The sequence below is a fragment of the Stenotrophomonas sp. 22692 genome, from assembly GCF_052045015.1.
In the GTDB taxonomy this organism is placed as follows: Bacteria; Pseudomonadota; Gammaproteobacteria; order Xanthomonadales; family Xanthomonadaceae; genus Stenotrophomonas; species Stenotrophomonas geniculata.
The window spans coordinates 15,770-30,334 of record NZ_JBQEMR010000042.1; the positions used below are offsets into that span (position 1 = coordinate 15,770).

Here is a 14,565-nt window from a genome sequence, read left to right on the forward strand (position 1 = left end):
CCCTGCACCCGCAGAGGCAACAGCAACAGCAACAGCGGGCTATCCGTGGGCTGGCGGGGCACTGTGGGTTTGCGGGGACGCCGTGAATCCATCCCTGGAGGCTTGGTCGCCGCATCCATGCGGCTCACACCCCGCAAACCCACAGTACCCCGCCTTCGACAGGTTCACGGGGCTGTTGGTGGGTGCCGACCGTTGGTCGGCACATCTGTCAGACATCGAATGAATCATCCACGCATGGCGTGGATCTACTGGCAATTGCGGTTGTTGGTTCGCGCGGCTGTTGGTAGGTGTCGACCTTGGTCGACACGGAGCGAGCGCAGCAAGCGACCCGCTTCTGCTTTTCTTTTTTCTTTTCCGCGGTTGGACGCGGCAGGCAACTGTCAGAGGCGGGGCGGGATGGGGGCGCGGGGGTGTCCGCGGCATGGATGCCGCGGCCAAGCCTCCACGGACGGATTCACGGCGTCCCCCGCGAACCCATCCCGCCCCGCCAACCGCGGCTTTTGCTCTGAGCGCCCAACCACGAGGGGCTCAGCCGCTGGCCGCCGCAAACTCCGGCCGCGTCAGGTTGTCCGCCTCGCCATCAGTGCACAGCACCTCGTCTTCGATGCGGATGCCGCCATACGGGCGGAAGAAGTCCACGCGCTCCCAGTTGATCGCGTCGCCATGGCCGGCGTCCTTCACTTCGTTCAACAGCATGTCGATGAAGTACAGGCCCGGTTCGATGGTCACCACCATGCCCGGTTCCAGCACGCGGGTCAGGCGCAGGTAAGGGTGGCCGGCCGGGCGCTCGATGCGGCCGCCTTCGTCGCTGGCCGCGAAACCCGCCACGTCGTGCACCTGCAGGCCGATCAGGTGGCCGATGCCGTGCGGGAAGAACGCGGCGCTGACGCCGGTCTCCAGCGCGGTCTGCGGCGATACCTTGATCACGCCGAAGTCCTTCAGCACGCCCATCAGCGAAAGATGCGCGTCCACGTGCAGCTGCTTGTAGTCGAAGCCCGGGCGCACCGCCGCGCACATCTGCTGCTGGGCGGCGTCGACAGCGGCGATCATCGCAGCAAACTCGTCGTGGCCCTGCGCGGCGTAGGTGCGGGTGATGTCGCTGGCGTAGCCGTAGGCGCTGGCACCGGCATCGATCAGGAAGCTGCGCAGCGGCTGCGGCGCCTTGCGGCCCAGCTCGGTGTAGTGCAGCACCGCAGCGTGTTCGTTCAGGGCCACGATGTTGCCGTACGGCAGCTCGTTGGCGTCCTGGCCGACGGCCTGGCAATAGGCCATGTGGATGCTGAACTCGTCGGCGCCGTTACGGAACGCGGCTTCGGCGGCGCGGTGGCCACGCACGCCCAGCACCTGCGCCTGACGCATCAGTGCGATCTCATACGGCGTCTTGCTGCCGCGGTGCCATTCCAGGTAATTCACCACCGGCGCCGGGTTGTTCGGCACGTAGTTGCCCAGCGCGCTCTGCGGTTCGCCGAGGATCGCGCAGCGCGCCGGGTCGGCCGGCAGCAGGGCCAGCGCCTCTTCGGGCTTGCGGATGATGTGGATGTCGAAGTGCTCCACCCACCAGCCGCTGGGGGCGTCCGGCACCACGTGCCAGTAGTCGAAGGGCTGGTGGAAGATCACGGCCGGGCGCTTGCCCGGGGTGAACACGATCCAGCTGTTGGGCACGCGGGTCAGCGGCAGCCAAGCCTTGAACTGCGGATTGACCGCATATGGGTAGTCGCGGTCGTCGAACACCTGGTAGTGCAGGGTGCCGCTGGGCACCACCAGGTGATCGAAGCCACCGCGGGCCAGCGCCTGTTCGGCACGTCGGCACAGCACGGCCAGGTGGTCGGAATACAGGGCGCCGGGGTCTTGCTGGATCATTGCGGTGGCTCGACACGGAAAACGGCCCTAGATTCTGCCGCATACCGCGAAAAACCGCTGTGCCGGAACCGGCACTCAGGCCGTCGAAACCGGTCCCTCGTCGCTGTCCTCGCCCACCCACTGCCGCAGCAGCTGCCGATGCTCGCGTGACAGGGTGAGGAAGCGGAAGCCGGTCCAGCTCTGCCCGGGTACGTGCGCGGGCTCGCTCCATAGCAGATGCACGCCCACGTCGATGGCCTGCTGGCGGCCATCACCCAGTGGCAACGGGAAGCGCAGCTGGTACAGCGCATCCTCGCGCAGCGGCACGCTGGCCAGCATCAGCATGCCGGTTTCGGAGACATTGCCGAGGCGCCCGACCACGCACTCGCGCATCTGGTCGGTGACCGGCACCAGGTCCGAGACCTGGCGGCGCGGCGCGCGGCGGGTGTCCTGCGGCGGTACGGCTTTCATGCGGGGGTCTCCTGTGCGCGGCCCGTGGCCAGTGCACGCAGCGCACCGAGGCTGGCTTCCCAGGCACGGTCGACCAGCCGGCCCTTGTCTTCGGTGACCAGCTGCGCGCGCCCGGCACTGATCTGCCGTGCCAGCGTATCCAGGTCGGTATCGGTGATCTTCTGCCCGCGCGCATTGACGAACAACGCGTGGCCGGTCAGCAGGCTGTACCAGGACAGGCGCTGGCGGCGCAGCGTGCCATCGCCCGTATCGATGTCGAACCAGCTGCCGAACGGCAGCGTGGACAGCTGCTGGTAGGCCGCTTCTTCAGCACTGCTGCGCGGTGTGGCAGGTGCGGTGCCACTGTTCGTGCCGGCGTGCTCGCCCAGGCGCGCACGTGCCTTCAGGCGTGCGCTGAGCTCGGTACGCGAGGTGCTTTCATCCTCGCCGCCGGGCGTGGCCAGCCTGCGCGCGACGGCGGCGGCTTCCTCGGCGTGGTAGCCGACCTGCAGCAGTGCGGCTTCCACCTCCGCTGCCAGCGCGGTATCGGTGCCGCCAGGGGCGTCGATGGCCTGTGCGGTGATGGCAGCGATGCGCTCGGTCTGTTGCAGGCGCTCCTGCCACTGTGGCGAATCGTCGCCATGGCGCAGGCGGGTGAGGGTCAGTGCATCGGCCCAGGCCTGGCGCAGCAGGGTCTGCACGAAGCGCGGCGGCGACTGCGTGTCGCAGCACTGGTCGATCTGCGCGGTGGCCTGGCGACGGGCCAGTTCCAATCGTTCCTTGCCGCGCGCGGCTTCCACATGGCGGCGCTCGGCCAGTTCGGCACGATGGGCCGCCGCGCGCTGGTGCTGCTGCACGTCTTCGTTGGCGGCGGCAAAGGCCTCCGGCGCACGTGCATCCTGCCCCAGCAGGCCCTGCACGCTTTGCGCCATGCGCTGCAGCAGCTGTGGGTCCACATCGTCATCGCCCAGCCAGTTGGCGCCGACTTCGGCGATCTGGTTGAGCAGCTCACGCGCGGGGTGTTCGTCGCGCACGAAGAAGCCCGGGTCGGCCATGGCCGCGCGCGCCAGGGGCACCTGCAGGCGCGCCAGCAGCGCGGCCGGCACCGGATCGGGACGCTGCTGCTGTTGCACCTGCTGCATCAGCATGCGCAGCAGGTCGAGGTTGTCACGGTCGTGACTGCCCAGCTGGGCCTGCGCACCATGCTCGCTGCGCAGCTGCGCGACCACGGCAGCCTGCAGGTCGGCCACTCCGGTTGCGGCACTGGACTGGGCCTGCAGGCGCGCGAGGACCGCGTCGACTGCCGCGCTGGGCACCGCGCCGCTGTCCGCCGGGGCAGGGCGGGCATGCCGTGCCTGCTGCAGCAGTTCATGCAATGCACCGCCGGTGGACGTGGTTACGCCCGGCGTGGCGGGGCCGGCTGCGCCGCCCCCGTGGAAGGCGTCCTGTACCAGGCTGGACCAGGAGCCGGCCGGTGCCGAACCGTTCCAGCCGGTCAGCGGGGCTGCGGCGCGCTTGGCCGGCTGCGTGGTGCGGCCGCCACCCACCGACTGGGTGATGATCCGCCGCGTGCTCGACGAGCGTGCCAGGTAGGGGGTGTAGACCAGCCCCGGCAGTACGCCGGACTGGGCCAGCAGGGCATTGGCACGGTCAAGGATATCGCCCAGCCGTTCCAGCACCTGCCGTTCGAAACTGCGATACAGCGCCAGCTGTACCTCGACGCTCAGCGCGTCCTGTTCGGCAATCCGGCGCACCATCGCGCACAGTGCCTGCGGTGCCAGTGGCAGGGTGTCGGCCTCGAAGGCCGGCGCCGCCGCCAGTACGCCCAGGCGTTGGCCCAGCAGGTTCAGTGTGTTGGTTGAACGCAGCGTCTCGCGCCGCACCATCTCGGTCAGCAGCAGGTCGCGATCCACTTCATGCTCATCGACCAGCGACAGCCCGAGCATGCCCGGCAGCGCTGGCGGCGTAGCACTGGTGCTGACACCGCTGGCCGGTTCGCGCAGCCGTGCGAGGGCATCGGCCACGGCGTCGAGCATACGGTCGGCGAAGTGGCCGGAGAACGCATGCAGCTGCCCACGCTGCGCCATCAGCTCGGCCTGCTGCTGCGGATTACGTGCGCGGTCGGCGTCGTGAAGCAGATTCTGCTCCAGCGCCTCCACCGTCAGGATCAGGGGCGCGGCCAGCGTCTGCCGGCACAGGCCGATCAGCGCGCCCAACAGCTCACGTACCCGCGGTGGCAGGTCGCTGGCGGCCAGTCGGTTCTTGTCGGCAGGAGTGATGGAAAAGACGGCTGACATCGGCAGGCGGTACCCGGATTCCCGCGGATCGATCTGGTGAATCTACCGTGTCGGCCGCTGTCGGCGCTACTTTAGGGTGGATGTGCCTTCCGTTCGCCAGGCATGGCCCTCTGTCACGCGAGATCAATCTTCCAGGAACAGGCTCACCACATCGTTGGTGAAGCGGCGGCCCAGCTCGGTCGGCTGCACATGGCCATCCGTCACGTCCAGCCAGCCGCGCTGCACGGCCTCGGCCAGCGGTGCGTCCAGCACGCCGCGCGGCAGCCCGGTGCGCGACTCGAAATCGCGCAGGCCGAAACCTTCGTGCAGGCGCAGCAGATTCAGCATGTACTCGAACGGCAGCCTCTCGGCTGCGATCACGTCGTCGCCACCGAACGAGGCCGGGGTACCCGCGCTGTCCAGGTAGGCCTGCGGATGCTTCAGCTTCCAGCGGCGCAGCACGTGTTCTTCGGCGCCTGAACTGATCTTGCCGTGCGCGCCGGCACCGATGCCCAGATAATCGCCGAAGCGCCAGTAGTTCAGGTTGTGTGCGCTCTGCCGGCCGGGGCGCGCATAGGCGCTGACCTCGTACTGGCCGAAACCGGCCTGCGCCAGCAGTGCCTGGCAGTGTTCCTGCATGTCCCAGGCGTTGTCCTCATCGGGAATGCCCTGCGGCGGCCGCGCGAAGAACACCGTGTTCGGTTCCAGGGTCAGCTGGTAGTGCGAGATGTGCGCCGGCTGCAGCGCGAACGCGCGTTCCAGATCAGCCTCGGCGCCGGCCAGGGTCTGTTCCGGCAGCGCGTACATCAGGTCGATGTTGAAGTTGTCGTAGCCCGCGTCCTGCGCCATCTTCACCGCGCGCTCGGCTTCGCCACTGTCGTGGATGCGGCCCAGGCGCTTGAGCATCGCGTCGTCGAAACTCTGGATGCCGAAGCTGAGGCGGTTCACGCCGGCCGCGCGGTAGCGGTCGAAGCGGCCATGCTCGGCGGTGCCCGGGTTGGTTTCCAGGGTGATTTCGGCGTTCGGTGCGAAGCGCAGGCGCGCACTGGCCTGCTGCAGGAAGCGGTCGATCGCTTCCGGCGGAAACAGGCTGGGCGTACCCCCGCCGAAGAACACGCTGTGCACCACCCGGCCCCAGACCAGCGGCAGGTCCTGGTCCAGGTCACGCAGCAGTGCGTCGATGTAGGCATCGAACGGCAGTTCGCCCTTGGCCTGGTGCGAATTGAAATCGCAGTACGGGCACTTGCGCACGCACCACGGCAGGTGCACGTACAGCGACAGCGGTGGCGGCACCAGCCGCGGCGGGCTGTCGTGGTCAGCGGAGCAGGCTTCGCCGGGCAGGTGGTTGCAGTGGTCGTGGGCGTGCGGCATGGGCTTCTTCGGTAGTGCCGGCCGCTGGCCGGCTTCCCTGGTTTGATCGGGTGGCGTCAGTACAGCGTCGCCAGCTGTTGCTTGAGCTGCTGCAGGGCAATGGCGCGGTGGCTGATGGCGTTCTTCAGTGCCGGCTCCATTTCCGCGGCGGTCAGGCCGTGGGTGGTGTCCAGGAATACCGGGTTGTAGCCGAAACCATTGGTGCCACGCAGTTCGCGGATGATCTGTCCTTCCCAGCGGCCTTCGCAGATCAGCGGCTGCGGGTCGGTGGCGTGGCGCAGCAGCACGATCACCGCATAGAAGCGGGCGCTGCGCTGGCCGTCGGGAACATCGGCCATCGCGTCCAGCAGCTTGGCGTTGTTGGCCGCGGCGTTGGTCGGGTGACCGGCATAGCGCGCGCTGTACAGGCCCGGCGCACCGCCGAGGGCATCGACGATCAGGCCCGAATCATCGGCCAGCGCCGGCAGGCCGGTTGCTTCGCAGGCGGCGCGCGCCTTCAGCAGCGCGTTCTCGACGAAGGTCAGGCCGGTCTCTTCCACGTCACCCAGGCCCAGCTCGGCGGCCGAGGTGATCTGCAGCGGCAGGTCGGCGAGGATCTCCTGCATCTCCACCAGCTTGCCGGCGTTGTGGCTGGCCAGTACCAGTTTCTTCATTGACGGGGCTCCAGCAGGTCCCAGGTGTTGCCATACAGATCGCGGAACACCGCAACCGTTGCATAGGGTTCTTCGCGCGGCGCTTCCAGGAACTCGACGCCGGCGGCCAGCATCGCCGCGTGGTCGCGGTGGAAGTCATCGGTGTTGAGGAAGAAGGCTACCCGGCCACCGGTCTGGTTGCCGATGCGGCTGCGCTGTTCCTCGTCGCTGGCACGGGCCAGCAGCAGCGCGGCGGCACTGCCATCGGTCGGGCCGACCACCACCCAGCGCTTGTGGCCCTGGTCGATGTCCTCCAACAGTGCGAAGCCGAGCTTGCCGGTGTACCAGGCGATGGCTTCGTCGTAATCGGCCACCACCAGGGTGGTCAGGGCAAGGCGCCGGTTCATGCCGACAGCGCTGCCTGCTGCGCGGCCAGCAGCTCGCGCACGCCCTTTTCGGCCAGGCCCAGCAGCGCGTCCAGCTCGTCGCGACGGAAGGCATGGCCTTCGGCGGTGCCCTGCAGCTCGATGAAGCCGCCACCGTCGTTCATCACCACGTTCATGTCGGTGTCGCAGTCGCTGTCTTCGGCGTAGTCCAGGTCCAGCACCGGGGTGCCGCGGTAGACGCCCACCGACACGGCGGCCACTGCGCCCAGGATCGGGTTGCGCTTGATGTCGCCGCGCTTCATCAGCACGTTCACTGCATCGACCAGGGCCACGTAGGCGCCGGTGATGGCGGCGGTGCGGGTGCCACCGTCGGCCTGCAGCACGTCGCAGTCGAGGGTGATGGTGCGTTCGCCCAGCGCGTTGCGGTCCACGCACGCGCGCAGGCTGCGGCCGATCAGGCGCTGGATCTCCAGTGTGCGGCCGCCCTGCTTGCCACGGGCCGCTTCACGGTCACTACGGGTGTGGGTGGCGCGCGGCAGCATGCCGTACTCGGCGGTGACCCAGCCTTCGCCCTTGCCGCGCAGGAAGCCCGGCACGCGGTTCTCGACGCTGGCGGTGCACAGCACGCGGGTTTCACCGAAGCACACCAGCACCGAACCTTCGGCGTGGCGGGTGAAGCCGCGTTGGATGACGACCGGGCGGAGCTGGTCGGGCTGGCGGCCGCTGGGGCGGGAATCGGACATGGTGCGGGTTCCGTAATGGCGAGGGAGTACGCCGCCACGCCCGCGGCCTTCACGGGGCGGGCAAGGGGGCTCTGATGAGGGCGCTAGGGTACCATTCCCCCTTTGCACGCACCGGACACAATCCATGATTCGAAGCATGACCGCCTATGCCGGCGGCGAGCGGGTCACCCCGTGGGGCACGCTGGGCTGCGAGCTGCGCTCGGTCAACCACCGCTTCCTGGAGGTCGGCACCCGCCTGCCCGAGGAACTGCGGGCGCTCGAACCGCAGCTGCGCGAGCGCATCGCCGCACGCCTGAGCCGTGGCAAGCTGGATCTGGTGATGCGCCTGCGCGCGCCGGAAGCGGCGGCCAACCTGCAGGTGGACGAGGCCCTGCTGGGCCAGCTGGGCCGCCTGGCCCACCGCCTGACCTCCGATTTCCCCAACCTGCAGGTCAGCTTCACCGACCTGCTGCAGCTGCCGGGCGTGACCCGTGGCGAGGCCACCGATGCCGCCGCGCTGCAGGTCGAGGCACTGGCCCTGCTGGACCAGGTGCTGGACGGCTTCGTCGAGGCCCGTGAGCGCGAAGGCGGCAAGTTGTCGGCCGCCATCAGCGAGCGCGTGGACGGCATCGAACGCATCGCCACCGAAGTCCGCACGCTGATTCCGGCCATTCGCGACGGCCAGCGTGCCAAGCTGGCCGCACGCCTGGCCGACCTGCCGCACCCGGTCGATCCCGGCCGCACCGAGCAGGAACTGGTGCTGTGGCTGCAGAAGCTGGACGTGGATGAAGAGCTGGACCGTCTTGGCAGCCACATCGTCGAGATCCGCCGCGTGCTCAAGCAGCGTGAGCCGGTCGGCCGCCGCCTGGACTTCCTGCTGCAGGAGTTCAACCGCGAAGCCAACACGCTGGGCTCGAAGTCGGTGGACAGCCGCACGTCCAATGCCGCGGTGGAGCTGAAGGTGCTGATCGACCAGATCCGCGAACAGGTGCAGAACATCGAGTGATGCTGCACCCGGCGAAACGACAAGGGCGCCTTCGGGCGCCCTTGTCGTTTCCGCGCATCAGCGCACGCTGACGCCCGGCGCTCCTTCGCCCAAGCGCCCCACCACGGCCGCCTGGACGAACCCTGCGTCGTGGAAACAGGCCAGCACCGCATCCGCCGCTTCCGGGGCGCAAGACACCAGCAGGCCACCGCTGGTCTGCGGGTCGGTCAGCAGCGGCTGCCAATGTGCTGGCAACCCCTCGGCGAAGCGCACCTCGGTGCCATAGGAAGTCCAGTTGCGGTGGGAGGCGCCGGTCACGCAGCCACGCTGCAGCAGCTCCAGCGCCTGTGGCAGCAGCGGCACCTGTGCAATGTCCACCTCGGCGGCAACGCCACTGGCACGGCACACTTCCAGCAGGTGGCCGAGCAGGCCGAAGCCGGTGACGTCGGTCATGGCATGCACGCCGTCCAGCGCGGCCAGCGGCACGCCCACGGTGTTAAGTCGGGTGGTCGACGCGATCATCTGCCGGTAGCCGTCGGCATCCAGCACTTCTTTTTTCAATGCTGACGAATACACGCCCACGCCCAGCGGCTTGCCCAGCACCAGCACATCGCCGGCGCGGGCATCGGCATTGCGCTTGAGCCGCTGCGGATCGAGCACGCCGATCGCGGCCAGGCCGTAGATGGGTTCCACCGAATCGATGCTGTGGCCACCGGCCACCACGATGCCGGCATCGGCGCAGGCACGTTCGCCGCCCTGCAGGATGCCGCGGATGGTGTCCTGCGGCAGGCTGTTGATCGGCATGCCGACGATGGCTAGTGCGAACAGCGGGCGCGCGCCCATCGCATACAGGTCCGACAGCGCGTTGGTGGCGGCGATGCGGCCGAAGTCGAATGGATCGTCGACGATCGGCATGAAGAAATCAGTGGTGGCGACAATCGCCTGGCGGTCATCAAGGCGGTACACCGCGGCGTCGTCGCTGGTCTCGCGACCAACCAGCAGCTCAGCCGGTGCCGGAAGCGCCGGCACGCCGCGCAGCAGTTCGGTCAGCACGCCCGGCGCGATCTTGCAGCCGCAGCCGCCGCCGTGCGCCAGCGAGGTCAGGCGTTGCGGGGCATCGGCCGTTGAAGGGGCGGGGGACTGCGCGTGCGTGGCCATGCCGACATCTCCTGCGGAAACACGAATGGCGGAAGGCAGCAGGAGTCGAACCTACCAGGGAACGATCGACGCCCCCTACTGGGTTTGAAGCCCAGCCGCATGCCCGGATGCGCATGCCTTCCGAAAGTACGGCGGTAGCGGTGGGCTCAGTCGCGGGCTGCGTTCCACTGCAGGTCGCCACGCGGCCGATGCTGGTCACCGACGCGTCGAGTGTAGCCAACGCGATTGAAGAACTCCAAGATCTGGATGCTGCGCTTGCGGCCCAGGCCGATGGCATCGCGGAAAGCGGCCGCATCCACCGCGCCGCTGGCCTGCGACAGCTGCGCGACGATCGCGGCCAGCTCGGCAATGCGGGCCGGTGCATAGAACAGGTCCGGTACCACCTGGAACAGTTCGCCACGTGTGGTGGCACGGCGCAGGATGGCGCGGACCTCGTCTTCGGCCAGGCCGATGTCGGCGGCCAGGGTGCGCACCCACGGCGGATCGAAGCCACCGGCGTGCAGTTGCGGCAGCACGCGTTCCAGCAGCAGACGCTCGCGTTCCGGTGGCGCATGGTCATGGCCGGGCAGGCGCCACCAGGCGCCCACGCGCTGCACGCTGCCGTCGTCCAGCAGGTCCTGGAGAAGCGCGTTCCACAGGCTCGTTGCCAGTGCAGGCAGGGTGCTGCGTTGCAGGCGCCCGCTGTCGACACCGGGTTCGTCAGGGCGTCGTTCATGCCAGCCACGCAGTGAGGCGATTACCTGTTCGCGTAGCACCTGCCAGTGCGCAGCGAGGATGACCACCGTGTCGTCGCGGGTGGCGATGCGCTGTGCGCCTGCAGGAAGATCGATCCGGTCGGCGGCGCGCCGGCAGTAGCGCTGCAGTGCGGCCAATGGAATTCCGGTGGCCGCCTGCTGAAGCAGCGGGCCAACATCTGCGCTGGTGGCCAGCTGTTCCAGCGCCACCAGCCACGCCAGGCGTGCAGGGCTGCGCCGCCGCCGCTGTGGCGGATCCGGATCGAGTACGACACCGCCGCCCAGCGTACGGGTTGCCGCCGAGTCGCGGGCAATGAAGCGATCGCCACACATCGCACAGACCGGCGCATCGAACACCAGTTGCACCAACTGCCCATTGCCGTGATCGTCGTCCTCCAGCAGCACCACATGGGCCTGCCGGTGCATCGTGCCCCAGTGGATATGCAGCGGCGCCCAGTCGCGCAATGGCGCGGCCAACGCGGACAGCCGCAGGCGCACATCAACGCGGGTGGTGGGCAGCAGTGCGCGCGGGTCGGCGATCCAGTCGCCACGGCGGATGTCGTCACGAGCGATGGCTGCCAGGTTCAACGCGCAGCGCTGCCCGGCCATCGCGTGGTCGCTGGCCTGGTTCTGCGCGTGGATGCTGCGTATGCGCACTTCAGTGGCGGCCGGCATCAGCTGCAGATGCTCACCCACCAAGGCGATGCCGCCATGTACCGCGCCGGTCACCAGCGTGCCGTGGCCGGCCAGCGAGAACACGCGGTCCACCGGCATGCGGAACAGTTCGCTGCGCAGTGCGGCCTGGCGCGCGCTGGCGTCGTCCGCCGCCCACGCGTGCAGCTGGGTACGCAGTGCACTGATGCCGGCATCATCGGCTGAGGTGCTGTTGCAGGCGAATACAGGGGAATCCTGTAGCGGCGTTCCGGCCAGCAGCGCAGCGATCTCGATCTCGACCCGGGCGATGCGCGCTACATCCACACGGTCGATTTTGGTCAGCGCCACCGCACCCCGGTTCACGCCCAGCAGTTGCAGGATGGCCAGATGCTCGCGGGTCTGTGGCATCACGCCGTCGTCGGCAGCGATCACCAGCAGGGCGACATCGATACCCGTGGCGCCGGCCACCATCGTGGGCACGAAGCGCTCATGGCCCGGAACGTCGACGAAGCCCAGCGTCGCGGCCGAGCCTTCGACGTCCCTGCTTTCCACCGGGACATAGGCGTAGCCCAGTTCGATCGATATGCCGCGCGTACGCTCTTCCTGCAGGCGATCGGTTTCGATGCCGGTCAGTGCGCGTACCAGGCTTGTTTTGCCATGGTCGATATGCCCGGCGGTGCCGACGATCATGCCTGCAGCGCGCTCCATTGGGCGAGGAAGGCCGCTTCGTCCCCGGGTTCCAGGCAGCGCAGGTCCAGCCACAACGCGTCATCGGCAATTCGGCCCAGCACCGGGCGCGGTAGCTGACGCAAGCGCTTGGCCAGGCGATCCAGTCCGCCACGGTGTGCGCTGGCAATGCGCAGTCCGGCGCTGGCAAGCTGCGCCTGTGGCTGCGCGCCGCTGCCGATCTGGCTGTGCATCGAAGCAGGATCGAGGGTGTAGTCCGTCGCCAGCGAGGCACGCATCGGCTGCAGCAGGCGCTGGGCCTGCGCATCGATGTCGTCCTGCGTGCGCGACAGCGTGCGCAGGGTCGGCAGGCGCTGTGCCAGCATCTCCGGTTCGCGGTACAGGGCCAGCACCGCTTCCAGCGCAGCCAGGCCCATCTTGTCCATGCGCAGCGCGCGCTTGAGCGGGTTGCGGTTGATCCGCGCGATCAGGTCGGCGCGGCCGGCGATGATGCCGGCCTGAGGCCCACCCAGCAGCTTGTCGCCACTGAACGAAACCAGATCGGCGCCGGCTGCCAGCGTTTCCTGCACAGTGGGCTCGTGCGGTAGGCCGAACGTGGCCAGATCGCACAGGCTGCCACTGCCCAGGTCCACCACCAGCGGCAGGCCATGTTCGTGCGCGATTGCCGCCATCGCCGCGGTGTCGACCTTGGCGGTGAAGCCGGTGATCGCGTAGTTGCTGGCGTGCACCTCCATCAGCAGTGCGGTGCGCGCGCCGATGGCGTTGGCGAAGTCAGCTGGATGGGTGCGGTTGGTGGTGCCCACTTCCAGCAGCCGGGCACCGGCGCTGCGCATCACGTCGGGAATGCGGAAGGCGCCACCGATCTCCACCAGTTCGCCGCGCGACACCACCACGTCGCGGCGGTTGGCCAGGCTGTTGAGCAGCAGCAGGACCGCCGCCGCATTGTTGTTGACCACGGTGGCGGCTTCAGCGCCGGTCAGTTCGCAGATCAATGCCTGCACCCGTGCATCGCGGTCGCCGCGACGACCACGGATGACGTCGAACTCCAGATCCACCGGCGCGGTCATCGCGCGGCTGACCGCGTGCACGGCGGCATCGGGGAGCAATGCGCGCCCGAGATTGGTGTGCAGTACGGTGCCGGTCAGATTGAACATCGGCTGCAGATCCAGCCGTGCATCGGCCGCCAGTGCGGACTCGATCGCCGCGACCAGCGCCGGACCGCCAACCGCTTCCTGCAGCTGCGCGGCCGAAAGCTGGCCGGCGCTGATACGGTCGCGCAGCACCTGCAGGTGCGAACGCAGCAGCCGGGTGATACGACTATGGCCGTGGCCCTCGATCAGTGCTGCCAGGGCAGGCAGGCGCAGCAACCGGTCCAGCGAGGGCAGGGCGGAAACCGATGCCGGGGTGGAGGGCGTGGCTGTCATCGCCTCACTCGCCGTCGGATTGCCACAGCAGCGGATTCTGGCTGGCGCGCGCATAACCTTCTTCGCCCAGCAGCAGGTCCAGCGCCAACGTGCCGAGGTCATCGGCGACCGGTTCCAGTGAGGGATCCTTTTCCAGGTACAGGATCTTGCGGTAGCTGTGGCAGTGGTCGCAGGTCTCGGCACGGACCGCGCTCTCGCGCACGGCCTCGCCGCTGTCGCCATCCACATCGGCCAGGGCGCGGTAGGCGATGTCCTTGCCGGCGGTGCCACACTGGCTGCACTGCACGCGCACGTAGTGCCACTGGCACGCGCACAGCGAGCACGACAGGTAACGGTAGGACGCATAGGGTGGGCGTGCCTGCACCACGCTGACCACCGGTAGCGAGCCGCACAACGGGCACAGGCCGGGTGCATCGGCCAGCGGTTTCAGGTCGGTGGAGCGGAAGCTGTCCGCCAGCACCGCCCAGTAGACCTGCAGTGCGTTCATCACCAGCAGCGCCGCGACCGCGTCCACCGATGGCGCATCATCACGCTCCAGCACGGCATGGGCCTGCGCCTCCAGCCAGGCATCGTCGGCCGCGGCGACGCGCTGCAACTCCTGGCGGGTTTCCGCCGGCAGCCCGGCCTCGTCGGCACAGTGCTGGCACAGCGTGCGCAGCCAGTCGCGCCAGCGTCCATCCAGGTGAAGCGTGTTGGCCGGCCGCAACGGCATGCCGGCACCGGCCGCCGCACTCGACTGCTGCGCACGTGCCTGCGATTGCAGCGCTTCGCGTTGCTGTGGTGTCAGTTCGTCCAGCAGTGCCTGCTGTGCATCTGCCAACGCCGCCAGCAGCTGCAGGTAACCGCCGATGGCACTGTGCGCAGCCAGGCTGCGCAGGCGCGTCGCGCGCTCGGCGAACAGGGAAGCGACATCGGGCAGGATGATGCGCGGAACATCGCGCGAGGCCAGTGTCTCGATCTCACCGGGTTCAAGGATGCGTTGCGCCATGCAGGGCCAGCCAGAAGAACCAGCCTCCATCCTCGCCGTTGTCGGCGCTGGCGTCCAGCGTGTTCAAACAACGCAGTCGAGCAAAGCAGTCGAACATGGCTCGACTCTACAGAAACCGGTTTCGGTCGTTGCCATGTTCATCGTGTCGACCAAGGTCGACACCCACCAAGAGCAGCTCATGCTATTCCGACAGCAGCGGGAAACTGTCGAAGGCGGGGTGGGTCCGGTTGCGGGGGTGTCCGCGGCATGGATGCCGCGG

General features: G+C 68.5%; 13 protein-coding genes and 1 tRNA gene. 2 read left to right on the forward strand and 12 right to left on the reverse strand.

The window, feature by feature from the left end; genetic code table 11:
• Positions 1 to 528: 528 nt before the first annotated feature.
• The 7 genes from pepQ to rph form a co-directional block, all read right to left on the reverse strand.
• Complete coding sequence (gene pepQ, locus ACTJJM_RS18650) at positions 529 to 1,860, reverse strand: Xaa-Pro dipeptidase (protein ID WP_224328523.1); 1,332 nt, start codon at positions 1,858 to 1,860, stop codon at positions 529 to 531.
• 75 nt (positions 1,861 to 1,935) lie between these two features.
• Positions 1,936 to 2,310, reverse strand: a complete 375-nt coding sequence (locus tag ACTJJM_RS18655) for a PilZ domain-containing protein (protein ID WP_010484030.1) — start codon at positions 2,308 to 2,310, stop codon at positions 1,936 to 1,938.
• Positions 2,307 to 4,586, reverse strand: coding sequence for a DUF1631 family protein (locus ACTJJM_RS18660; RefSeq protein WP_224328521.1), 2,280 nt, complete (start codon positions 4,584 to 4,586; stop codon positions 2,307 to 2,309). Before ACTJJM_RS18660 ends, ACTJJM_RS18655 begins: the two co-directional genes overlap by 4 nt.
• 123 nt (positions 4,587 to 4,709) lie before the next feature.
• Positions 4,710 to 5,936, reverse strand: a complete 1,227-nt coding sequence (gene hemW, locus ACTJJM_RS18665; RefSeq protein WP_224328520.1) for a radical SAM family heme chaperone HemW — start codon at positions 5,934 to 5,936, stop codon at positions 4,710 to 4,712.
• A gap of 56 nt (positions 5,937 to 5,992) precedes the next feature.
• On the reverse strand, positions 5,993 to 6,589 hold the full coding sequence (gene rdgB / locus ACTJJM_RS18670) for an RdgB/HAM1 family non-canonical purine NTP pyrophosphatase (RefSeq protein WP_010484033.1): 597 nt from the start codon (positions 6,587 to 6,589) through the stop codon (positions 5,993 to 5,995).
• Positions 6,586 to 6,975: a VOC family protein gene (locus tag ACTJJM_RS18675; protein ID WP_049464260.1), complete on the reverse strand. Its 390-nt coding sequence runs from the start codon at positions 6,973 to 6,975 to the stop codon at positions 6,586 to 6,588. The genes rdgB and ACTJJM_RS18675 overlap by 4 nt, the downstream gene beginning before the upstream one ends.
• Complete coding sequence (gene rph / locus ACTJJM_RS18680) at positions 6,972 to 7,697, reverse strand: ribonuclease PH (RefSeq protein WP_008267511.1); 726 nt, start codon at positions 7,695 to 7,697, stop codon at positions 6,972 to 6,974. Before rph ends, ACTJJM_RS18675 begins: the two co-directional genes overlap by 4 nt.
• Before the next feature lie 124 nt (positions 7,698 to 7,821).
• On the opposite strand from rph, the gene ACTJJM_RS18685 reads away from it, so the two are divergent.
• Positions 7,822 to 8,682: a YicC/YloC family endoribonuclease gene (locus tag ACTJJM_RS18685; RefSeq protein ID WP_010484036.1), complete on the forward strand. Its 861-nt coding sequence runs from the start codon at positions 7,822 to 7,824 to the stop codon at positions 8,680 to 8,682.
• A gap of 57 nt (positions 8,683 to 8,739) precedes the next feature.
• On the opposite strand, the gene selD is transcribed toward ACTJJM_RS18685, so the two are convergent.
• The 5 genes from selD to fdhE all read right to left on the reverse strand — a co-directional run bounded on the left by selD (position 8,740) and on the right by fdhE (position 14,306).
• Entirely contained in the window at positions 8,740 to 9,819 is a 1,080-nt protein-coding gene (gene selD, locus ACTJJM_RS18690) for a selenide, water dikinase SelD (protein ID WP_224328518.1), read from the reverse strand.
• 26 nt (positions 9,820 to 9,845) lie between these two features.
• Positions 9,846 to 9,941 (reverse strand) — tRNA-Sec (locus tag ACTJJM_RS18695).
• A 24-nt stretch (positions 9,942 to 9,965) separates the two neighbouring features.
• A complete protein-coding gene (gene selB, locus ACTJJM_RS18700; protein WP_440865875.1) occupies positions 9,966 to 11,897 on the reverse strand; it encodes a selenocysteine-specific translation elongation factor in 1,932 nt (643 codons plus the stop codon).
• Positions 11,894 to 13,318, reverse strand: coding sequence for an L-seryl-tRNA(Sec) selenium transferase (selA, locus tag ACTJJM_RS18705; protein ID WP_440865876.1), 1,425 nt, complete (start codon positions 13,316 to 13,318; stop codon positions 11,894 to 11,896). The genes selB and selA overlap by 4 nt, the downstream gene beginning before the upstream one ends.
• Before the next feature lie 4 nt (positions 13,319 to 13,322).
• Entirely contained in the window at positions 13,323 to 14,306 is a 984-nt protein-coding gene (gene fdhE / locus ACTJJM_RS18710; protein ID WP_010484040.1) for a formate dehydrogenase accessory protein FdhE, read from the reverse strand.
• Between fdhE and ACTJJM_RS18715 the strand changes: the two genes are divergently transcribed.
• Positions 14,305 to 14,565 (forward strand): hypothetical protein (locus tag ACTJJM_RS18715; protein WP_440865877.1); only part of this gene is annotated, 261 nt, incomplete at its 3' end. The two genes, fdhE and ACTJJM_RS18715, sit on opposite strands and share 2 nt — an antisense overlap.